The sequence below is a fragment of the Martinezella lusitana genome (genome assembly GCF_900094565.1).
Classification (GTDB): domain Bacteria; phylum Pseudomonadota; class Alphaproteobacteria; order Rhizobiales; family Rhizobiaceae; genus Rhizobium; species Rhizobium lusitanum.
Genome location: NZ_FMAF01000004.1, coordinates 558355 through 579359 on the forward strand (window position 1 = coordinate 558355; position 21005 = coordinate 579359).

Sequence of the window (21005 nt, forward strand, 5' to 3'; positions counted from 1 at the left end):
CGTGGCCGATCTTCACTTGATTCCGGGCGTGCCGTCGAACCTGCGCTCCAGGCCATCCCAGCACTCCAGGTAATTGTCCTGCAACGTTTCCAGTTCCGCCGCATATTTCGTCACCTGCTGCGGGTACCGGGTCTCGAACATGAAGGCCATGGTATTGTCGAGCTTCACGGGCTTGAGTTCCGCATTGGATGCCTTTTCGAAGCCCGACGCATCCGGTCCGTGGGGAAGCATCATGTTGTGCAGGCTTATACCACCAGGCACGAATCCCTCTTCCTTCGCGTCGTATTGACCGTGGATCAGCCCCATGAATTCGCTCATGATGTTGCGGTGGTACCAGGGCGGACGGAAGGTGTGTTCGGCGACCAGCCAGCGCGGCGGAAAGATCACGAAATCGACATTCGCCGTGCCCGCTGCTTCGGTCGGCGCGGTCAGTACCGTGAAAATCGACGGATCGGGGTGATCGAACAGGATCGCGCCGACCGGGGAGAATGTCCGCAGGTCGTATTTGTAAGGCGCATAATTGCCGTGCCAGGCCACCACATCGAGGGGCGAGTGGCCAATGTCCGTGACGTAGAATTTCCCGCACCATTTGACATGCACGCGGCAAGGCGTTTCCTTGTCCTCGAACGCCGCGACCGGTGTCTTGAAGTCTCGCGGATTTGCCAGGCAGTTCGCGCCGATCGGCCCGCGATCCGGCAGCGTGAATTTCGCGCCGTAGTTCTCGCAGATATATCCGCGCCAGACCTTCTGGTCGCCGATGCGCAGCACCTTGAACATCATGCCGCGCGGGATGATGCATATTTCCAAGGGCTCGACATCGATGACGCCCATTTCAGTGAATATTCGAATGGCGCCGATCTGCGGGACGACGAGCAATTCGCCATCGGCATTGAAGACGTAATCGTCCACCATGTCCTCGTTGAAGACATAGGCATGAGCGGCCATCCCTGTCTGGGTCAGGACATCGCCAGCCGTCGTGATCGTCCGCACTCCCTCGAGGAAGCTCAGCTTCTCGTCGGGCACCGGCACGGGACCCCAGCGGAGCTGGCCGAGCGGAAGCGAATGGTCGTCCAGACAGGGCGCGGATTTCCAGAGCGGATAGGAGGTGTTCGAAAAGCGCCGGGTATGGCGCACGCTCGGACGGATGCGATAGAGCCAGGACCGTTCGTTCGTCCCGCGCGGTGCCGTGAAAGGCGAGCCGGAAAGCTGCTCGGCATAAAGACCGTAGTTGCATTTCTGGGGGCTGTTCTGGCCTTGCGGCAAAGCGCCGGGAAGCGACTCGCTTTCGAAATCGTTGCCGAATCCGGGCATGTATTTGAGGTTACTTGCCGCCAGAGCCTCATGGTCGGAAGTCTTAGATATCGTCTGGTCCATCGCTCAATTCCTCCCGAAAACTGAGGGCGACCCCATGCAATCGCCGGGTCGCCTAGAGATCATTCGGCCGCCGTGCCGATGACGCCGCGCTTGATCTGATCTGCTTCGATCGACTCGAAGAGAGCCCGGAAATTGCCTTCGCCGAAGCCCTCGTCGCCTTTGCGCTGAATGAATTCGAAGAAGATCGGGCCGATGACCGTCTTGGAGAAGATCTGCAGCAGGATCTTCGTCAGGCCGCCATTCACCACGCCTTCGCCGTCGATGAGGATACCATGCTTCTTCATGCGGTCGATGGGCTCGTCGTGGCCGTTCACACGCTTATAGGACATATCGTAGTAGGTCTCCGGCGGACCTGGCATGAAGCGCAGTCCATTATCGGCAAGCCTGTCGGTGCCTTCGTAGATGTCTTCCGTTCCGACGGCGATGTGCTGGATGCCCTCGCCCTTGTACTTCTTCAGGAACTCCTCGATCTGGCTTGTGTCGTCCTTCGATTCATTCAGCGGAATGCGGATCTTGCCGCAGGGAGACGTGATCGCGCGGCTCACCAGACCGGTGATGCGCCCGTCGATATCGAAGAAGTGAATCTGCTTGAAATTGAACAATTCGCGATAAAATGCCCACCACTTGTCCATGTTGCCGCGAAAGACGTTGTGCGTCAGATGGTCGAGATAATAGAAGCCGACACCTTCGGGATGCGGGTCGCGCTCGCCCAGCCAATCGAACTCGGCATCGTAAGCCGATCCCTTTTTGCCATAGGTTTCGACGAAATAGAGCAGCGAACCGCCGATGCCGACAATTGCCGGGACATCGAGCGCCTTGTCATTCCCTTCATAGGGAACAGCACCTTTTGACACGGCATGGTCGAAGGCGTGCTTGGCATCAACGACCCGCCAGGCCATCGACGGAGCAGCGGGGCCGTGTTCTGCCGCGAAACGGGCGGCATGGCTGCCCGGCTCGGCATTCAGCACATAATTGATATCGCCTTGACGCCAGACGGTGATGTCCTTCGTCTTGTGCTTGGCAACAGGAGTATAGCCCATGCGCGTGAAGAGCTCACGCAGCTTCTCGGGCTCGGGATGAGCGAATTCAACGAATTCGAAGCCGTCGGTGCCGGCCGGATTGTCGGCGGTAATTTCCGACGGCGGCGCGTCATGCGGAAAAGGACCCATTTTCTCCTCCTCGGAAGATTGGACTCTGTCTATGCAAAGTGTGGCCCAAAACGCATGCAAAGTTCTTGCATTCTTCATGCGAAGCGAAAATATTATACACGATCTGTGAGGATTTTGGAAGTTTTGCGCAATGGATGAACAACTCGACAAATTGGATCTGCGCCTGCTGCAGGAACTCCAGAAAGACGGCCGGCTGACGAACAACGAACTGGGCGAGCGGATCGCGCTTTCACCCTCGCAATGCTCGCGCCGGCGAACGAGGCTGGAAGCCGAAGGATATATTCGCAGCTACCAGGCAAACCTCGATCGGCAGAAGCTCGGTCTGGATATGCTGGTGGTTATCTCGGTGACGCTTGCGACCCATAACAGGGACAATGCTCGCCGATTTTCCCAGCTGATCAACGGGCTGCCGGAAGTTCTCGAAGCCTATGCGCTGACGGGTGAGATGGACTACCACCTGAAGGTCGCGACACGGGGGCTCGCTGACCTCTCGAGATTCGTCAACGACATCCTGTTGCCGCACGAGTCGGTGCAACACGTAAAGACTTCCATTGTGCTCGATACGCTGAAGACATTCGAAGGGTTCCCGGTGCTCATGCCGCACAGCTGACATGGTGGCGCGCATCCGGCCTGACAGGCGCTAGATCGGCAATTCGGTCGAGAATTTCAGCTCGCGCAGCACAAAGCTCGAAACGACAGTGCGAACACGCCGGTTGCGCAGCAGGTAATGGGTCATGAACGCCTCGTAGCTTTCCACGTCCTTCGCCCTGATCTTCAGCATGTAGTCGAAGGCGCCGGACAGGGCATAGCATTCCATGATCTCCGGCCGCTCCGATACCACCGATGCGAAAGACGCCACTGTCTCCTCGTGATGGTCCTCCAGTGTTACATGCGCGATCACACAAAGCTTGAGATCGAGTTTGCCGGGATCGAGCAGCGTCACTCGCTTGCGGATGACACCCTCCGATTCCAGTTCATGGATCTTCCGCCAGGTCGAACTCTGCGACATACCGGCCTTTTCCGACAGGTCTGCCAGCGAAAGACTGCCATCGGCCTGGATCGATTGCAGAAGCTTGCGGTGAGGATTCCCAGATTCTTTCATCTTCTGCACCGTTTTTGAGAAGATTTACCAATACCACGTCCATTTTTACCGGAAAAGGAAAGAATTTCCCGCGAACTCGGTTCATAATTGGAAAGATACCGCAGCATCTGGGAGGATCGAGCTATGGTCAAGGAAAGCAGCTACACCGCCAAATTGCCAGGCCCGGATGGCTTATACGCCTATACCGCCGAAGAAGATGCGATATGGGGCGAACTCTATCGGCGTCAGTTGAAGCTGCTCGCCAATATGGCCTGCCGCGAATATCTGGACGGCGTCAAAACCCTGGGGCTGAAGCCGGACAAGGTGCCCCAGCTGCGCGACGTCAACCGCCGCCTGAACGAAACGACGGGCTTCGGGGTGGAAGGCGTGCCGGCACTCATTCCGCCTTCCCGCTTCTACGAGCTCCTGTCGCAAGGCAAGTTTCCGCTCGCCACCTTCCTTCGCCGTCGCGAGCATATCGACTATATCGAGGAACCGGACCTGTTCCACGAAGTCTTCGGCCATTGCCCGCTGCTGACCAATCAGAGTTATGCCAATTTCGTACGGCATTTCGGCGAAACTGCCGTACGCCTCGGCAAGGGCTATTCCTGGCACCTGTTCCGCATCTTCTGGTTCACTGTCGAGTTCGGCCTGATCAATACGCCGGAGGGCCGCCGCTGCTTCGGCGCGGGCATCGTCTCCTCGCCAAGCGAAGCGAAGGCGGCGATGGAAGGCAAGGCGTGCGAGTTTCGGCCGTTCGATCTGCTGAGCGTGCTCAGGACGCCCTACCGGATCGATATCGTCCAGCCGATCTACTATGTTATCGACAGCTTCAGCGACCTTGAAGCGATCGTCGATGAGGATATCGAAGGCCTGATCCTCAAGGCAAAGTCGCTGGGCGATTTCCCGCCCGCCTTCGAAGCCAAGGCCTCGTGAGCCGCGGACGATCCGGCGACGACAAAGATCGGCAGCGTCCTCCCGCTGCCGATTATCCAATACGCATCGTCAACCATGTCCTAGACTTGTCGCTTATAGGCGAGAACGAAGTCGTGGTTAACCTCCCAGAACTTGCCTGAAAACTCGAGCTGCCTTGCCCTCGCCTGATCTTCAGTCAGCCTGAACTTGGCAAGCAGGCTCTCCTTCACGCCGAAGACAGCATCCGAATGGATGTAGGGATCGTCCGGATCGAAGATGTGGGTCGTCAGCGTTTCAAAACCATCGGCCGAGATGATGTAGTGCAGGTGCGCGGGCCGGTACGGGTGGCGGCCGAGCTGGGCCAGCAACTGGCCGACAGGTCCATCATCCGGGATCGGATAGTATTTCGGCTTGACCGCCCGGAACCAGTAGCTTCCGTCTCCCCCGGTGCGGAATATCCCGCGCAGATTAAAATCAGGCTGAAGACCTTTTTGCTGGACGTCGTAGAAGCCCTCGTCATTGGCCTGCCAGACATCGATGACCGCATTCTTGATAGGGTTGCCCTCGATATCCAGGATGCGGCCGGAGATCACCATATCCTCGCCCTTGCTGTCGAGGCAGATGTTGGCGCCCATCGGCAATTCCGGCGCGTCGGCGACATGGAACGGACCCAACACCGTGCTCTCGGATGCGCCTGAAGGCTTGCGGTTGTTGATGGCGTCGACCAGCATCGATACGCCAAGCACATCCGAAAGCAGGATGAATTCCTGACGCCATTCGTTGCACATCCCGCCTGTCCGGGTGAGGAAGAGGATCGCCTCCATCCACTCCTCCTGGGTCGGCTCGATCTGCTTCACCGCCTCATGTAGTTTGAGCGTAATGACCGACATGACCTCCTTCAGCCGTTCGCTCTTGGCGTTGGCGTTGCGGCCGGTCACGACCTCGACCGAGTTTTCCTCTGTGAAATATCCTTTTTCATGCGCTTCCATGATCAGTCACCGATCCAAAATGGTGTTCAATACGCGGCGCAGTTCGCCGACGGGATCGGCGATAGTACCGTCACAGCGCCAGGCGACATGATGGTCCGGACGAACGAGGATCGCGCCGGAATCCCGGATTTCACGCGCCCGCGCCCAATCGCCGGTGTAGTCCTGCCATTGCTGCCGCGGACCGATCTTGTGCGCAATGAGCTCGATGCAGAATTCCTTAGCAAGCGCCCTTGCCGCCGCAAGCCAGGCATCGCCGCCGATGCCGGTCAGCACGGTAAACCGTCCATGGCCGGTAATGTCGAGCGTCGACACCTTTTCCCCGTCGGGGCCGAAGAGCCAGGTATGCGGCAGGCGTGCGCCGGGCCATGTCGTCGGCTGATAATGCAACTCCGCATCCGTCTCGAAACCGGGCTCCGGTTGCCCGTCGGTGACGATGGCATCCGACCGGTAACGCTGATTCATTTCAACGCCATGCGCATCGAACTCATAGACCTTGGCCGCAATCGCCTCGCGGATCTCCTTGCGCTGCCGTTCGGCGTCGGGCGTGTCATCACAGCGGGCATCCATGTTCTGCTGCATCTTCACCGGATCGACGGAGTCCAGAAGGCCGCACGCACTGAAGATCGGCCCGAACTCCTCGATCGACTTGTTGGCGCGGGTAACGATCTGCTTGGCGACCGGCGCCCGCTCCGCCTGATAGCTGTCGAGAAGACCGCGGCCCGCCTGCCCCCTGATCACCATCGCCAGCTTCCAGGCGAGATTGAAACCGTCCTGAATGGACGTGTTGGAGCCAAGGCCGTTCGAGGGGGGATGGCGATGGGCGGCATCGCCCATGCAGAACACCCGGCCGTTGGACATGGTGGTGGCATACATGTTGTTGACGGTCCAGGTCGACACCGATTTTATCTTCGGCTGCAGGTCGGCAACGCCGGTGAGGTCCCGCACCACCCTGATCGCAAATGCTTCGTCGACGGCCGGAGGCGGCTCGTTGATGTCATAGCCCCAGACGATCAGCCACTCATGCCAGGGCCGCACCATGCGCACGAGGCCCATGCCGATGCCGCCGACATCGGCTCCCGGCTGCAGCACCCAGTAAAGCACAGAGGGACGGCGCGAAACATAGGGCGAGAGATCCGCCTCGAAAAGGATGTTCATCGAGCCCGCGACCCCCATCTTTCCCTCGAAGCTGAGACCGGCATGCTCGGCAACTTTGGAATTGCCGCCATCGGCGCCGATCAGAAATTTCGAGCGCACGGTGACTTCCTTGCCCGTCAGCCGATCGAGGCATGTCGTGGTCACGCCGTCCTCGTCCTGCACGTGGCTCAGATATTCCGTCGACATGCGCGCCTGCGCGCCACGCGAACAGGCGGTTTTGAAGAGCAGCGGCTCCATGAAGGTCTGGGGCAGATCGTTCATATGGCTCGGCGATGACAGCTGGTGTTCCGCCTGCGAGAGCGGATGCGTGCCCCAGCTCTTCATGCGGCCGATCTCTTCGCCGTTGATCGCCGTGCAGAAGACGTTTTCGCCCATGAGCTCCTGCTCGGTCGCGAACATATAGGCTTCGTCCTCCACATCGCGGCCGAGATCGCGCAGAACCTCCATCGTACGCTGGTTGGTGATGTGCGCCCGCGGTGTGGTGGCCAGCCAGCGATAGCGGTTGATCACCAGAGGCTCCAACCCGTAGCTGGCCAGCAATGCGGCCGTCGCCGAGCCGGCAGGCCCTGTGCCAATGATGAGAACGTCGGTCGTGATGTCAGCCATTTGGCCCTCCCTTTGCTGTTTGTGCGAGCGGTCTGCCCTTCAAGACACGGCGGACCGGAAAGAGTTCGATGCCGGTGCGCTCGCTGACCAAACCCCAAAGGCCGCGCGGCGCGAAAAGCATGGTAGCGATCGCCAGCGCACCGAGCAGCAGCAGGTACCAGGACCCATAGCTTGCGAGCGCATTCTGCAGGAAAAAGAACAGGATCACACCGACGATCGGCCCCTCGATCGTTCCGATGCCGCCGATGACAACGATGAAAAGCACATAGGCTGTCCAGTCCGTGAGCGAGAAGGCGGCATCCGGGGAGATCCGGCCCTTCTGCAGATAGATCAGGGCACCGACGATGCCTGTCAGAAAGGCCGTGGCGAGATAGACCGTCACCTTCATGCGCCTGGCATCCACACCCAGCGCGCGGGCGGCGGTTTCATTGTCGCGCACAGCCGCCAGGCCGAGGCCCTGCTTGCTTTTGAGCAGGCGATAGACAAAGCCGATGGTAATCGCGACCATGATCAGCGCCAGCCAGAAGGTGAGAGCATCGGCGGCAAGCGCTGCCTTCATGCCAAACCAATCCTTGAGCAGCGCGATGCCGGCCATGTCCCTGGCCGCCTCACGCGGCAGGGAGGTTCCCGTGCCGCCGCCGAGCATCTTCCACTGGGCAAGCACCAGCCGGCCGACTTCCGCGATCACCCAGGTGCCGATGGCGAAATAGGGTCCGTGCAAGCGAAACACGAAGAAGGCGGTGGGGACCGCGAGAAGTGCCGCAACCACGCCGGCCAGCAGCACCGCGAGGGTCGGGTCCATGCCGAGAAGGGTGACCAGTCCGAAGAGAGCATAGGCGCCGCAGCCGACGAAAAGCTGCTGCCCGACGGAGATCAGCCCGGCATAGCCGGCAAGAAGGTTCCAGCTTTGTGCGAGCGCCAGCATGGTCAGAATGAAGAACAGGTCCTGCAGCACACCGCGCGAGACCACGAAAGGCGCGAAAGCCAAGCCCGCCAGCACGAGGAGAGCCACGCCTGCAAAGCCTGTCGAAAGCCGCGTTCCTATTTCGGTGCGCCAAGGGGTTTGCGACCCGTCTTCTGCCATCATTGTTTCGAAACCTGACGTCATGGGACCCTCAATCGATCGCTCGCGGGAAAAGACCACGCGGCTTGCAGACGAGTACGAGGAGGAAGGCGATGTGACCCGCCAGGATCTGCCACTCCGGATTGATGGCGGCGCCGAAGGTCTGCGCAACGCCAAGGATAATACCGCCCGCCAGCGTGCCCCAAAGCGAGCCGAGACCGCCGATGATCACGGCCTCGAAAGCATAGATCAATCGCGACGGTCCGGCGCTCGGATCGAAATTCGCGCGGGTTCCAAGATAAAGGGCGGCGATCGTGACGACGACCATGGCGATCCCGGTCGCCATGGCAAAAATTCGCTCGGGGCGGACGCCCATCAACCCTGCCGTCACGGGATCATCGGAAGTGGCTCGGAACGCGCGGCCGATCGAGGTGCTGTAGATCAGCCTGTTCAGCACGAGGATGACAAGAATTGCCGAGGCGAACGTCAACAGAGGCATGAGGCCGATATTGAGGCCGGCAAGCGGGATGGAGGCCGTCTCCAGTGCGCCGGCCGACACACGGCGGCTGTCGGCACTGAAGCCTTCCATGAGCCCGTTTTGAATGACGATCGAGAGGCCGAAGGTGACGAGCAGCGGCGGCAGGATATCCTTGCCGAGAGTGCGATTGAGAAGAATGAATTGCACCAGCCAGCCGATCGCGAACATCAGCGGTGCGGCAATCGCGGCGGCAAGGAACGGATTGACGCCAAGCGTCGACACCAACACCAGGATGAGAAAGGCCGCAAAGACGATAAGGTCGCCATGCGCCAGATTGACCAGCCGCATGATGCCGAACACGAGGCTGAGGCCGGCGGCGAACAGGGCATAGAGCCCGCCGAGCAGAACGCCTTGGAGGATCGTATCAACCCAGTTCATGTTGATCAGCTCCGAAATAGGCGGCGTGGATCTGCGCGCGGTCGAGCTCTCCGGGGCGGCCGGTCAAGGTGATCCGGCCTTCCATCATGCAATAGACACGGTCGGACACGGCAAGCGCCTGGCCGATATCCTGCTCGACGATGATTATGGCGGCGCCCGTGGCGCGGATGCGGGGGAAGGCCGCATAAATATCCTTGATGACGACGGGCGCCAGACCGAGGCTCAGCTCATCGCACAGCAGAACCTGCGGATTGGACATCAGCGCCCGACCGATCGCCACCATCTGCTGCTGGCCGCCGGAAAGTGCCGTGGAAGGATTGTGCCGGCGCTCCTGGAGAATGGGAAAAAGCTCGTAGACGCCGCGCAGCGTCCACGGTCCGTCGACCTTGCGGCCGTATGTTCCGATCAGCAGGTTCTCCTCCACGGTCATGGAGGCAAACAGCTTGCGCCCTTCCGGAACGAGAGCGATGCCGCGAGCCATGACGTCAGGCGCCGAAAGCGCCCCAATCGGCTCGCCTTTGTAGACCACCATCTCAGGCTGGTTGCTGAGAACACCGGCGACCGATCGCATCAACGTCGATTTGCCGGCGCCGTTGGCGCCGATGACCGCGACCGTTTCACCGGCATCGAGGTACAGATCGACGCCGAAGAGAGCCTGGAAATCGCGGTAAAAAGCCTTGAGGCCGGCTATCTGCAGAAGGTTTGCCATCAGACCTCCATGCCGAGATAGATTTCGCGGACGTCGCGCGAGTTCATGATGGCGTCGGGCTTGCCGATGCCGATCACCCGCCCGAAGTTGAGCACGAGCAGGCGCTCGGCCACCGCCGTCAGCGCATGCAGCACATGCTCGATCCAGATGATCGTCACACCCCGCCGATGAACGCGTTTGATCGTGGCGATCAGTTGCCGGCATTCGCCGTCGGTCAGGCCGCCGGCGATTTCATCGAGCAGGAGAAGCTTGGGCTTGGTCGCCAGGGCACGCGCCAGCTCCAGTCTCTTTCGTTCCAGCAGCGACAGAGAGCCGGCAAGATTATTGGCCCTGCCGATGAGGCCCGTTTCGACGAGGACATCGGCGCAATAGGCTTCCACCTCCCGCTCGGACGTTCGCGAGCCGAAGGCGCCGGCGACCAGCAGGTTTTCATAGACCGTCAGCCGCTCGAAGGGCTGCGGGATCTGAAACGTGCGCCCCATGCCGGCAAAGCATCGCTGCATGGGAGGATCGCGCGTCACATCGCGACCATTAAATTCGATCGATCCGCGATCGACCGCAAGATTGCCGGTGATCAGATTGAAGAGTGTCGACTTGCCCGCGCCGTTCGGTCCGATGACGCCCAATGCCTCGCCTGCCTCGACCGAAAAGCCGATATTCTCGGCGACCACGAGCGCACCGAAAGACTTGGATACCTCGTTCAGTTCAAGCAGGGGCATGGCGCTCCTCCCGATTGCTGTTGCTCCACCACGTCGAGCGCGGGGCAACGGATTTGATGGCGGCGCGAGATCACGTCAGGGCTTCCAGCTTGCCGCCAAGCGGCACGTTGGGCGCCAGGCGGTTTTCGACCACGACGAGGTCATAGCCGCCATCGGTCTTCAGCCGCCATTGACCGCCGACCAGGGGTGTCTTGGCGACATTCTTCTGAGCGAACGGCGGCAGCTTGTCGCTCCCCCAGGCGATCGGCCCGACGAGCGTGTCCAGCTTAGTCTGGCCGATGGCTTTGGCAACGGCGTCGCCCTCACCCACATCCTCGGCGCGCTTCATCACATCGACAGCAAGTTCGAAGAGCGCATGGGCAAAGCCGATCGGCTGCGTCCAGGGACGGCCGGTCGCCTGCGTGAAGGCTGCAGCCACGTCGGCGGCCGTTTGCCCCGTCAGCGACGATTTGAACGGGTGGCTCGGCGTCCACCAGACCTCGGTCGACAGGTTATGGCCGGCATTGCCCAGCGCCGCCACCGTTTGCGGGAACAGGAGCGCCTTGCCGATCGACGCGATCTTTGGCTTGAGACCCTGCTGCTTGGCCTGGTTCCAGAAGGTGGTCAGGTCGGGCGGAATGAGCACGCCGGTCAGAATATCGGTCTGGCCCTGCTTGAAGGCATTGATCTGCGCGGAAAAATCATCCGTCAGGTTCTGGAAGCGGCCGGTATCGGTGAGACTGTAGCCGAGCTTCTCCAGCACGGGCGGGAAGCCCACGACCTTGTCGCCCCAGGCGTTGCCGTCGCCATCATTGGGGAAGAGGCCGCCGACCTTCTTGTTGGTCTCGATCTGGCTCCACATGCCGGTAAAGACGGCAATGATGTCCTCAAGCCCCCAGAAGAAGTGATAGGCATAGTTGAACGGCTTCCAGCTCGACGGGTCGCCGGGATTGCCCTGCTGGCCGATGAACCAGGGCTGCCAGGGCGCCACCGTGGAAATGCAGGGCATCTCCTCCGCCTCGCAAGTGGTGGACACCGGATTGGTGGTCTCCGGAGTCGACGAGACCAGCACCAGGTTGACCTCGTCGGTGACGATCAGTTCCTTCGCAACGGCAGCCGCCCGGTTGGGATTGGACTGGCTGTCCTTGACCACGACCTCGTAGCTGAGGCCGAGCTTCTTGGTCGTCGCGATAAAGTTGTCGATGACGAACTTGTCGGCCTCGCCGAAGCCGGCAAGCGGCCCGGTTTGCGGGCTGACATAGCCGAGCTTGATCGGTTTCTTCTGGGCAATCGCCGGTGCTGCGAAAGCGGATACCGCAATCGCGGTGCCGCCGGCGGCCGTGGTTTTCAGAAAATCGCGTCTGGTAAACATGTTTCCTCCCATAATCCCCTCTCCTCCCAAAGAGCGCGCCTGCGGCGCGGGTCGTTTCCTACCCCGGGCGTTTGCCTTCCCAGGCTTCCTGCAGCATCTGACGGATCGAGGCACGATCGACCGGCCTCGGATTCCAGTAGGGATTTTCCATTGCGACTGCCGTGGCCCTGTCGAGATCTTCCTCGCTGAGACCGACAGTCTGCAGGCTCAAGGGCGCGCCGATCGATTTGGCGAAGTCCCAGAGGCCGCCGCCGATGGAACCGCCGAAGAGCTCCGCCGCCGGAGCAAGCTCGCTGCGTGCGGCATGCGCATTGAAGGCTGCCGTATGCGGCAGCATGACAGCATGCGTCTCGGCATGCGGCGTATCGAACAGGCCGCCCAGCGTGTGGCAGATCTTATGGTGCAGGGCCATGCCGACAGCCCCGAGAACCGAACCGCACAGCCATGCGGCATAGAGCGCTTCGCTACGCGCAGAAGCATTCCTCGGATCATCAACGATAGCAGGCAGGCTGGATTTGAAAGCCCTCAGCCCCTCGATCGCCATCAGGCTCGAAATCGGATTGCGATCCTGCGCATAGAGTCCCTCGACGGCATGCGCCATGGCGTTCAGCCCGCTCGTCACGCTCATGGTGACCGGCAATCCATGGGTCAGCAGCGGATCGTAAATGACGATCTCCGGCAATATCCTCTCATGCCGTACCGTCGTCTTCACCCCTCGCTCGGTCTGGCCGAGGATGGGGGTGACCTCGGAGCCGGCATAGGTCGTCGGCACCACGATCTGGAGCAGATCCGTGCGATAGGCGATGGCCTTTCCGAGACCGGTCGTCGAGCCGCCGCCGAGCGAGACCACGCAATCCGCCTTGGCTTCGGCAACGGCTTCCATCGCCCTCTCCGTCACATCGATCGGTGTATGCATGACTGCGCCGGCAAACACCCCGGCCGAAAGCTGCCCCAAGCTCTTCGCAAGAGCCTCCGCGTCGGCGCGCTGATGCGGCGTGGACAGGACCAGTGCACGCTGACGGCCGGATTTCTCCACCCATTCGGCCACGCTATTGCTCTTTCCTTCGCCGAAAACGATCCTGGCTGCACTTCCGGCATAGGAAAATTCGCTGATCATCGCGGCCTCCCTGGTTTTGCCCTGACCATGACGAAGGTGAAGTCGAGCGTCTTCGTCGACGCGTTATCCGTACCGGTGACCCGGAAGTCCCGCAGCAATTCGGGCTTCACGCCGAACAGGGCATCCTCGCCCAGATGCGGATCGTTGCGATCGTAGACATGCGTTGTGATCGTATCGAACCCCTCGGCGCGAACGACGAAATGCAGGTGCGCGGGCCGGCGCAAGGGATAGCCGGCATTGGCGAGCAATCTGCCCACCGGCCCGTCATCCGGCACGCCATATCCCTTCGGCACGATGGTTCGATAGCGGATGCGGCCATCAGGATCGGTGCGAAACAGGCCACGCAGATTATACTCAGGCTGCAGGTCGGGCTGCTGGTTCTCGTAGAACCCTTGAGCATTCGCCTGCCAGGTGATGACTTCGGCGCCGGCGACAGGCTGGCCGTCAAGATCCTGCACACGTGCGGACACGGAAAGAGGCTCACCCACACCATCGAGCGAGATCGATGCGCCAAGCGCGCGCTCCGGTGCATCATCGCGGAAGAACGGCCCCCGCACCGTATTCGGGGTCGCGCCCTTCGGCCGCTTCGAGTTGATTTCCTCAACCAGCGCCGAAGCACCCAGGAGATCTGACAGCAGCACCCATTCCTGTCGGCGCTCGTCGCTTGCGTGGCCGACCTCGGTCAGGAAGGCGATCACCTTGCGCCACTCGTCCTGTGTCGGCCGGAATTCCCTGATGAGATCGTGGACATGCTCCACGACAGCCACCATCAGCTGCGCCAGCTGATTGCCTTTTTGTTGAGGAAGGCGCCCGGCGAAGACCTCCGATGAGGTCGCCTCGCTAAAAATCGGCATATCGACACCTGGCGACATGCATCTCCTCCCACATACGCAAGCCTGATCGACAACAAGGTAGCAGCAAGAGGTGGGAGCGTTGATGATTTCTTTCCGCCATAATATAACGGATTGTTATGAAGATCGACGAACGCCATCTTATTCAGCTTGCGGCTGTGGTTAAAACCGGCGGTGTCACCGAAGGTGCGGCCCTTCTGGGCCTTGCCCAACCGGCGGTGTCGCGCACGCTTTCGATGCTGGAGCAACGATTGGGCGAGCCGCTCTTCATCAAGGGCAGGCGGCCGCTGCAGCCGACGGCGCTTGGATCGTCGCTCGCCGAATATGGCCTGGTGATGCTGGCGGCCTCCCGCAAGGCAACGGATCTGGTGGAGAGCTTCCGCGTCGGCAAGAGCGGCGTCGTCCGTGTCGGAGGAACCCCTTTCTTCATGGATGGGCTGATCGCCGGGCTATGCGCCGAATTCCAGGCGACGCATCCGGATGTGCGCATCGAGCAGTCCTACGGCTATTTTTCCGATCTCAGAGCCGCCCTCAAGGCCGACCAGATAGACCTCGCCATCTGCCCCATCGATATTCTTGACGAGGGCTCGGGGCTGGAATTCCAACAGATCTTGCCCGGCCGCAACGTCATCGCCTGCAGGGTGACCCACCCTCTGCTGCTGAAAAGAAAGCTGCAGCCGGCCCAGCTTCTGGACTATCCCTGGGTCGCGCCGCCGCCGGGCAGCCCGCTGCTGGCCGACCTGCGCGCGCTGCTCCTGTCGTTCGGCGCGACCGAGATCAAGATCCGCTATTCCGGTGGGTCGCTGATGGGCGTGATCAACTATCTGAAAGCTGCGGACGCTCTGACCGTCATGCCGCACAGCGTGGTATTCGCCCAACGCAAGGATAAGAGCATCACTGCGCTGCCGATCAACATTCCCCATCCCGAGCGCGCGCTTTCCATCCTGAAACGCATCGATGCGCCACGCTCTCCCGCAGTCGACCAGTTCGCGGACTTTGTCCGCTCTGGTTTCGAGACACTGAGGCATCTTATCAAGCGCCATGAGGAATCCGTCGTCTGGGGGGTGTAGCGCGCAGGCCTTGGCCTGCCTCATGCCGGCCGATCGCTACCCGGGGAGCCAGCATCGTGTCGAAGTTTCTCCCGAACGGGGATGCGTTTGGCGCATCCAATGAATGTATATTGAATGCATTAATTGGATGCATGATGGCTTTCATTTTTGGCATGATTTTGCCCCATATTTTGTCAAATTCCGTCCAACAGCAGATATATCAAATTATTGATAGCATAATTGACTGCATAATTCATTCCTTTGATTGTAATTTAGGCAAAATCGATATTGGCACGGTGCTTGCAGTTGAATGGCTGTACTCCCCGCGACGGGGCCTGACTTCAAACACAGGAGCCATTCATGCCCACAATTACCGCACCCGCCCATGCTGACGGAGACTTTCTCGTCGACTACGAAGAGAAGGTCTTCGAGGACGTTCAGGCCAAAGAGGGTGAGAAAGCCCTTATCACCTTCCACACCGTTGCCTTCGAAGGTTCGATCGGCCTTGTGAACCTGCTCCAGGCAAAGCGCCTGAAGCGAAAGGGCTTCGAAACATCCGTTCTTCTCTACGGCCCGGGCGTTACGCTTGGCGTGCAGCGCGGCTTTCCCAGGCTCGGAGCCGAGGCCTTCCCGGGTCATCTCAACTTCAACAACCAGATCAAGGGCTTCATGGAGGAAGGCGGCAAGGTCTATGCATGCCGGTTCGCTCTCCAGGCGCTCTACGGCCACGGCGAATCCTCGCTTATTCCAGGAATCAGGCCGATCAGCCCGCTCGATGTTCTCGACCTCATCCTGATCCATCGTCGCGACGGCGCCTTCATCCTCGACACCTGGACGCTCTGACCCGCCGGAGGCGGAGCGCCGCTTCGCCTCCCTCGTCCCAACCGATGGAGCCCGCCATGGAGAAGAAACCGATCGTCCGCGCCGCCGCTGCGCAAATCGCCCCGGACCTGACCTCGTGTGAGAAAACGCTCGCGCGGGTCCTGGAAGCGATCCGGGAGGCTGCATCGAAGGGTGCGGATCTCATCGTCTTTCCGGAGACGTTCGTCCCCTGGTACCCCTATTTCTCATTCGTGCTGCCGCCGGTTCTCTCCGGCAAGGAGCACCTGCGCCTCTATGAAGAGGCGGTCACCGTGCCCAGTGCCGCCACGGATGCGGTCGCCGCTGCGGCCCGCGAGCACGGTATCGTCGTCGCGCTCGGCATCAACGAGCGGGATCATGGCTCGCTCTATAACGGCCAGCTCCTCTTCGATGCCGACGGCACGCTCATCCTGAAGCGCCGCAAGATCACGCCGACCTTCCACGAGCGGATGATCTGGGGCCAGGGCGACGGCTCGGGCCTTGCGGTCGTCGACAGCCGCATCGGGCGGCTCGGCGCGCTTGCCTGCTGGGAGCATTACAATCCGCTCGCCCGCTACGCGCTGATGGCCCAGCACGAGGAAATCCACATCGCCCAGTTTCCGGGCTCGATGGTCGGGCCGATCTTTGCCGAGCAGATGGAAGTGACGATCCGCCATCATGCGCTGGAAAGCGGATGCTTCGTGGTCAATGCGACGGGTTGGCTGACCGACGAGCAGATCGTTTCGATCACACCCGACCAGACCCTGCAAAAGGCGCTGCGCGGCGGCTGCATGACGGCGATCATCTCGCCCGAAGGCAGGCACCTCGCCCCGCCGCTCACCGAGGGCGAAGGCATATTGATCGCCGATCTCGACATGAGCCTGATCGTCAAGCGCAAGCGGATGATGGATTCCGTCGGTCATTACGCACGCCCCGAACTTCTGCATCTCGCCATCGACGGCCGCGCCACGGCGCCGATGATCGCCTCCCCCAATTCTTTCGAAATCGCACCCGCAAGGAACAACACCGATGGACACGACGACGCGTCTTCCGACCGAAATCCTGATCAACGAATTGCAGTCGTTCGGAGCCAGGCTGGTTGATCCGAAAGCGGGCCATGAGAGCCGCCGTGGCGGCGCCGGCCCGTCCGACCACAAGCCGATAACGATCGACGGCATGACGGTCATGGTGCCGGTGCATACGGCGCCGGCCTTCGAAAGCCCCTATCTCGTCGAGAGGCCGGACGAGAGCGGCAGGAGCCGCATCAGCCGGGACGGCCGCGTGCTGGGTGAGGTCTCCTTTCCGCTGCGCCCGCGCTTCTACGAGCGAACGACGGCCGACGGCGTTCCCTATTCGCAGATAGCCGTCCTGCATGGCCGCGACGTGCTGGCGACCACGGTGTTGCAGACCTGCATCCGCTACCAAAGCCGCACGAAGACCTGTCAGTTCTGCGCCATCGGCCAGTCGCTGGCCGCCGGCCGCACGATTGCCCACAAGACCCCGGAACAGCTCGCGGAAGTGGCCAAGGCGGCCGTCGAGCTGGACGGCGTCAAGCACATGGTCATGACGACGGGCACGCCAAAAGGGCCGGATCGCGGCGCGGCAATCCTTGCCGACAGCGCCCGCGCCATCAAGGCCGCCGTCGACCTGCCGATCCAGGCGCAATGCGAACCACCCGAAGACGACGCCTGGTTTGCCCGTATGAAGGAGGCCGGCGTCGATGCGCTCGGCATGCATCTGGAAGTAGTGACGCCCGAAATCCGCGCCCGCATCATGCCGGGCAAGGCGCAGGTGCCGATCAGCAAATACATGACCTCCTTCAAGGCGGCGGTAGAGGTCTTCGGGCGTGGGCAGGTCTCGACCTACATCCTCGCCGGCCTCGGGGATACAAGCCAGGCCATTCTCGATATCTGCGAAAGACTGGTCGCAATCGGCGTCTATCCCTTCGTGGTTCCGTTCGTGCCGATTTCGGGAACGCCGCTCGAAAGCCATCCGGCCCCGAAGCCGGATTTCATGCATTCGATCCTCGGTCCTCTCTCGAAAATGCTGGTCGAAAGCGGGTTGAAGGCGACCGACATCAAGGCCGGCTGCGGCAAATGCGGCGCCTGCTCGGCCCTTTCCACCTATGAAAGGATGCTGACCAGATGATCTTCGAGCCCTTCGCACCCTATCAGGCCGGCGAATTCCAGGTGAAGTTCGCAACATCCGCATGGGAGCGGCGGGAAGCGCATGCGCTGCGCCGCTCCGTCTTCTGCGAGGAGCAGAAAATTTTCGAAGGCGACGATCGCGACGCGATCGACGACCATGCGATTCCGATCTTAGCACTCTCCATGATGGGGCCGGTCGCCGACAGGCTGGTCGGCACGGTGCGCATTCATCAGGCCGAGCCCGGCCTGTGGTGGGGCTCGCGGCTCGCGGTTCATGAGGATTTCCGCAAGATCGGCGCGCTCGGCGCAACGCTCATCCGGCTCGCCGTCTCCTCCGCCAATGCGATGGGCTGCCACACCTTCCTCGCCAATGTGCAGGAGCAGAACGGCCTGCTGTTCCGCCGCCTGCATTGGGACGTGATCGAGGAGTTCGAGATCTACGGCAAGCCGCATCTCAGAATGAAAGCTGACCTTGCCTGGTACCCCCCATGCCCGACGCCGGAAACGGGATTCGTCGCGCTGCCGAAGAAGGCGGCCTGATCATGGTGGCGATCGACATCAAGTCACTCACTGTTCGGCTTGCCGAATCGAACGGCATTGCCGCCAAGGCGGATATCGGCGCGGTCGCCGCCAGTCTCGGGCTTGCCGGCCAGCCTGTCGCCGTCGGTGATGACTGTGCCGCGCTGCAGGATGGCGACGGATATCTGCTGTTCGCCATCGAAGGCTTCATGAACGAATTCGTTGCTGCCGACCCCTGGTTTGCCGGCTGGTGCAGCGTGATGGTCAATATCTCCGATGTCGCCTCGATGGGCGGACGTCCGATCGCGGTCGTCGACGCTGTTTGGGCCGATGGCGAGCGAAGTGTCGCGCCGGTGCTGGAGGGCATGCGCGCCGCGGCCAGAGCCTTCGGCGTGCCGATCGTTGGCGGTCATACGAATATCCGCACCGACCGCAGCCAGCTGTCCGCAGCCATTCTCGGGCGGGCTAAAAAGCTGCTGACAAGCTTCGACGCGAAGGCAGGCGACGTGCTCATCGCCGCAGTCGACCATCGCGGCCGTTACCGCGAACCGTTCAACAACTGGGAAGCGGCGACAGATGCGCCGCCTCAGCGCCTTCGCGGCGACCTGGAAATCCTGCCGCAAATTGCCGAGGCGGGATTGGCGCTCGCCGCCAAGGACATCAGCCAGGGCGGTATCATCGGCACGGCGATCATGCTGGCGGAATGTTCCGGCGTCGGGATCGAGATCGACGTGTCAACCATTCCGCTGCCGGCCGAGGTGACGCTGGAGCGATGGCTCGCGACCTTTCCGAGCTTCGGCTATCTGCTTTCGGTCGCACCCGGAAAGGCTGAGGGCGCGATCCGCCGCTTTACCGAGCGCGGCATCAGCGCCGCCGCCATTGGCAAGGTTCTCGCCGGCAGCGAAGTGGCGATCACCGACGGCACGGAGCGCGCCGTCATTCGCGACCACGCCGAAACGCCGTTGCTGAAGCTTGGACGACGGGAGGACGCCGCATGATAAGCCCGCTGCGGATCGCCATGCTGTCACACTCCACCAATCCGCGCGGCGGCGTGGTGCATGCGATGCAGCTTTCCGAAGCGCTGACCGCGCTTGGTCACGAGGTCGTCCTGCATGCGCCGGATGCCAAAGGCACCGGTTTCTTTCGCAAGCCGGCCTGCGGCGCGGCATGCATCCCCGTCGCCCCGGCGCCGGGCGACATGACAAGCATGGTGGAGCAACGGATCGCCGACTATGTCAGCTATTTCGAAAAGCCGGCGGCCCGCGATTTCGATATATTCCACGCCCATGACGGCATTTCCGGCAATGCGCTGGCGACGTTGAACGAGCGTGGATTGATCCCCGCCTTTGCCCGGACCGTTCACCACATCGACCAGTTCGCCGATCCGCGTTTGATGGCGCTGCAGGATCGCTCCATCGATAGGGCCTGCCTCTTCTTCACCGTCAGCGCCACATGGCAGCGCATTCTCAAGGGTCGCGGGATCGAAGCGACTGTTGTCGGCAACGGCGTCGATAGCGAACGCTTCACCCCCGGCTGGAGCGGCGAACAGGCGGCCCTGCGCGATCGCCTGAGCCTGCCGCCCGGTCCGACCTTCCTCAGCATCGGCGGCATCGAGGCGCGCAAGAATGCGATCGGCATCCTCGACGCCTTCCGGCAGCTTCGCGCCGTGCAGCCCGATGCGCGGCTGGTCATCGCAGGAGGCGTCTCGCTGCTCGACCACAGCGGCTATCAGGAGGAGTTCCGCTCCGAGCTCGCCCTGCTGCGCGATCACGCCGCCGCTGTCCATGTGATCGGCCCGGTCACCGACGAGGACATGCCCAATCTTTACAGGCTGGCCGACGCGCTTGTCTTTCCCTCGCTGAAGGAGGGGTTCGGACTGGTCGTGCTGGAGGCGATGGCAAGCGGCGTACCGGTCGTCGTCTCCTCGATCCCCCCATTTACGGAATATCTCTCGGGCGATGACGCGATCTGGTGTGATCCCAAGCATTCGGCGTCGATCGCCGAAGCCATGGCGCTCGCTCTGATCCCCGAGATCCGCAACCGCATCATCGCGCGCGGCCTGGAAGTCGCCAGTCGCTTCAGCTGGCGGCGCGTCGGAGAAGCGCATCTTGCCGCCTATGCGGCATTGAAGGAGAGCGCCCATGCCTGAGATGCGTTTCGTTATTGCCTGGCCGGACGGCCGCGAAGAGACCTGCTATTCGCCCTCGCTGATCATCCGGGATTTTTTCGCGGAAGGCGAGGCCTATCCGATCCGTGATTTCCTCGACCGCAGCCGCAAGGCGCTGACGATCGCCAGCGATCGGGTCGAGGCGAAATACGGCTATCCATGTTCGCTTGCACGCAACCAGCTTGCCCGCCTCGAGGCGGCCGGAGCGCTTTTTCTCGACGACGCCGATGCGCGCGTCCGCTGCCAAAACTTCATTCTCTGAAAGGAA

At 61.4% G+C, this 21005-nt stretch carries 23 protein-coding genes; 11 read left to right on the forward strand and 12 right to left on the reverse strand.

Annotation, left to right across the window (positions count from 1 at the left end; translation table 11 throughout):
* Window positions 1-12: 12 nt before the first annotated feature.
* Both hmgA and hppD read right to left on the reverse strand, forming a co-directional pair.
* On the reverse strand, window positions 13-1374 hold the full coding sequence (gene hmgA, locus GA0061101_RS11910; protein ID WP_047640369.1) for a homogentisate 1,2-dioxygenase: 1362 nt from the start codon (window positions 1372-1374) through the stop codon (window positions 13-15).
* Window positions 1375-1433: 59 nt separating this feature from the next.
* Window positions 1434-2543 (reverse strand): 4-hydroxyphenylpyruvate dioxygenase, encoded by a 1110-nt coding sequence (gene hppD, locus GA0061101_RS11915; RefSeq protein ID WP_047558659.1) that lies wholly within the window; start codon window positions 2541-2543, stop codon window positions 1434-1436.
* A 130-nt stretch (window positions 2544-2673) separates the two neighbouring features.
* On the opposite strand from hppD, the gene GA0061101_RS11920 reads away from it, so the two are divergent.
* On the forward strand, window positions 2674-3153 hold the full coding sequence (locus tag GA0061101_RS11920) for an Lrp/AsnC family transcriptional regulator (RefSeq protein ID WP_037193029.1): 480 nt from the start codon (window positions 2674-2676) through the stop codon (window positions 3151-3153).
* Between the two features lie 30 nt (window positions 3154-3183).
* Here the strand turns inward: GA0061101_RS11920 and GA0061101_RS11925 are convergent, their stop codons facing one another.
* Window positions 3184-3645: an Lrp/AsnC family transcriptional regulator gene (locus tag GA0061101_RS11925; protein ID WP_092573603.1), complete on the reverse strand. Its 462-nt coding sequence runs from the start codon at window positions 3643-3645 to the stop codon at window positions 3184-3186.
* A 123-nt stretch (window positions 3646-3768) separates the two neighbouring features.
* On the opposite strand from GA0061101_RS11925, the gene GA0061101_RS11930 reads away from it, so the two are divergent.
* A complete protein-coding gene (locus GA0061101_RS11930) occupies window positions 3769-4560 on the forward strand; it encodes a phenylalanine 4-monooxygenase (protein WP_047558656.1) in 792 nt (263 codons plus the stop codon).
* Window positions 4561-4640: 80 nt separating this feature from the next.
* Here GA0061101_RS11930 and GA0061101_RS11935 read toward each other — a convergent pair whose 3' ends face one another.
* The 9 genes from GA0061101_RS11935 to GA0061101_RS11975 all read right to left on the reverse strand — a co-directional run bounded on the left by GA0061101_RS11935 (window position 4641) and on the right by GA0061101_RS11975 (window position 14036).
* A complete protein-coding gene (locus GA0061101_RS11935; RefSeq protein ID WP_092573604.1) occupies window positions 4641-5528 on the reverse strand; it encodes an intradiol ring-cleavage dioxygenase in 888 nt (295 codons plus the stop codon).
* A 6-nt stretch (window positions 5529-5534) separates the two neighbouring features.
* The gene (locus tag GA0061101_RS11940; RefSeq protein ID WP_092573605.1) at window positions 5535-7289 is read right to left on the reverse strand and encodes an FAD-dependent oxidoreductase; all 1755 of its coding nucleotides are present in this window, start codon (window positions 7287-7289) and stop codon (window positions 5535-5537) included.
* The gene (locus GA0061101_RS11945; protein WP_092573606.1) at window positions 7282-8397 is read right to left on the reverse strand and encodes a branched-chain amino acid ABC transporter permease; all 1116 of its coding nucleotides are present in this window, start codon (window positions 8395-8397) and stop codon (window positions 7282-7284) included. The genes GA0061101_RS11940 and GA0061101_RS11945 overlap by 8 nt, the downstream gene beginning before the upstream one ends.
* A gap of 7 nt (window positions 8398-8404) precedes the next feature.
* A complete protein-coding gene (locus GA0061101_RS11950) occupies window positions 8405-9268 on the reverse strand; it encodes a branched-chain amino acid ABC transporter permease (protein WP_092573607.1) in 864 nt (287 codons plus the stop codon).
* Window positions 9255-9977, reverse strand: coding sequence for an ABC transporter ATP-binding protein (locus GA0061101_RS11955; protein WP_037193039.1), 723 nt, complete (start codon window positions 9975-9977; stop codon window positions 9255-9257). The genes GA0061101_RS11950 and GA0061101_RS11955 overlap by 14 nt, the downstream gene beginning before the upstream one ends.
* Window positions 9977-10696: an ABC transporter ATP-binding protein gene (locus GA0061101_RS11960; RefSeq protein ID WP_092573608.1), complete on the reverse strand. Its 720-nt coding sequence runs from the start codon at window positions 10694-10696 to the stop codon at window positions 9977-9979. Before GA0061101_RS11960 ends, GA0061101_RS11955 begins: the two co-directional genes overlap by 1 nt.
* 70 nt (window positions 10697-10766) lie before the next feature.
* Entirely contained in the window at window positions 10767-12047 is a 1281-nt protein-coding gene (locus tag GA0061101_RS11965) for an ABC transporter substrate-binding protein (protein ID WP_047558638.1), read from the reverse strand.
* Window positions 12048-12105: 58 nt separating this feature from the next.
* Window positions 12106-13164: a maleylacetate reductase gene (locus GA0061101_RS11970; protein ID WP_037193047.1), complete on the reverse strand. Its 1059-nt coding sequence runs from the start codon at window positions 13162-13164 to the stop codon at window positions 12106-12108.
* Window positions 13161-14036 carry a dioxygenase family protein gene (locus tag GA0061101_RS11975; RefSeq protein WP_092573609.1) on the reverse strand — a complete coding sequence of 292 codons (876 nt, stop codon included), beginning with the start codon at window positions 14034-14036 and terminating at the stop codon, window positions 13161-13163. Before GA0061101_RS11975 ends, GA0061101_RS11970 begins: the two co-directional genes overlap by 4 nt.
* Window positions 14037-14134: 98 nt before the next feature.
* Here GA0061101_RS11975 and GA0061101_RS11980 point away from each other — a divergent pair, with 98 nt between their 5' ends.
* From GA0061101_RS11980 to GA0061101_RS12015, 9 genes are read left to right on the forward strand one after another with little or no spacing between them, the layout of a single operon-like run.
* On the forward strand, window positions 14135-15085 hold the full coding sequence (locus GA0061101_RS11980; protein ID WP_037193051.1) for a LysR family transcriptional regulator: 951 nt from the start codon (window positions 14135-14137) through the stop codon (window positions 15083-15085).
* A 56-nt stretch (window positions 15086-15141) separates the two neighbouring features.
* Window positions 15142-15456 (forward strand): hypothetical protein, encoded by a 315-nt coding sequence (locus tag GA0061101_RS38600; protein ID WP_141694061.1) that lies wholly within the window; start codon window positions 15142-15144, stop codon window positions 15454-15456.
* The gene (locus tag GA0061101_RS11985) at window positions 15425-15907 is read left to right on the forward strand and encodes an MSMEG_0572/Sll0783 family nitrogen starvation response protein (RefSeq protein WP_037193052.1); all 483 of its coding nucleotides are present in this window, start codon (window positions 15425-15427) and stop codon (window positions 15905-15907) included. The genes GA0061101_RS38600 and GA0061101_RS11985 overlap by 32 nt, the downstream gene beginning before the upstream one ends.
* A 56-nt stretch (window positions 15908-15963) precedes the next feature.
* Window positions 15964-17007 carry a Nit6803 family nitrilase gene (locus GA0061101_RS11990; protein ID WP_092573635.1) on the forward strand — a complete coding sequence of 348 codons (1044 nt, stop codon included), beginning with the start codon at window positions 15964-15966 and terminating at the stop codon, window positions 17005-17007.
* Window positions 16934-18052 carry an MSMEG_0568 family radical SAM protein gene (locus GA0061101_RS11995; protein WP_092573610.1) on the forward strand — a complete coding sequence of 373 codons (1119 nt, stop codon included), beginning with the start codon at window positions 16934-16936 and terminating at the stop codon, window positions 18050-18052. Before GA0061101_RS11990 ends, GA0061101_RS11995 begins: the two co-directional genes overlap by 74 nt.
* Entirely contained in the window at window positions 18049-18591 is a 543-nt protein-coding gene (locus GA0061101_RS12000; protein ID WP_092573611.1) for an MSMEG_0567/Sll0786 family nitrogen starvation N-acetyltransferase, read from the forward strand. Before GA0061101_RS11995 ends, GA0061101_RS12000 begins: the two co-directional genes overlap by 4 nt.
* Before the next feature lie 2 nt (window positions 18592-18593).
* Window positions 18594-19568: a sll0787 family AIR synthase-like protein gene (locus tag GA0061101_RS12005; RefSeq protein WP_047640392.1), complete on the forward strand. Its 975-nt coding sequence runs from the start codon at window positions 18594-18596 to the stop codon at window positions 19566-19568.
* The gene (locus tag GA0061101_RS12010) at window positions 19565-20719 is read left to right on the forward strand and encodes an MSMEG_0565 family glycosyltransferase (RefSeq protein ID WP_092573612.1); all 1155 of its coding nucleotides are present in this window, start codon (window positions 19565-19567) and stop codon (window positions 20717-20719) included. Before GA0061101_RS12005 ends, GA0061101_RS12010 begins: the two co-directional genes overlap by 4 nt.
* Window positions 20712-20999, forward strand: a complete 288-nt coding sequence (locus GA0061101_RS12015; protein ID WP_037193061.1) for an MSMEG_0570 family nitrogen starvation response protein — start codon at window positions 20712-20714, stop codon at window positions 20997-20999. Before GA0061101_RS12010 ends, GA0061101_RS12015 begins: the two co-directional genes overlap by 8 nt.
* Window positions 21000-21005: the final 6 nt, after the last annotated feature.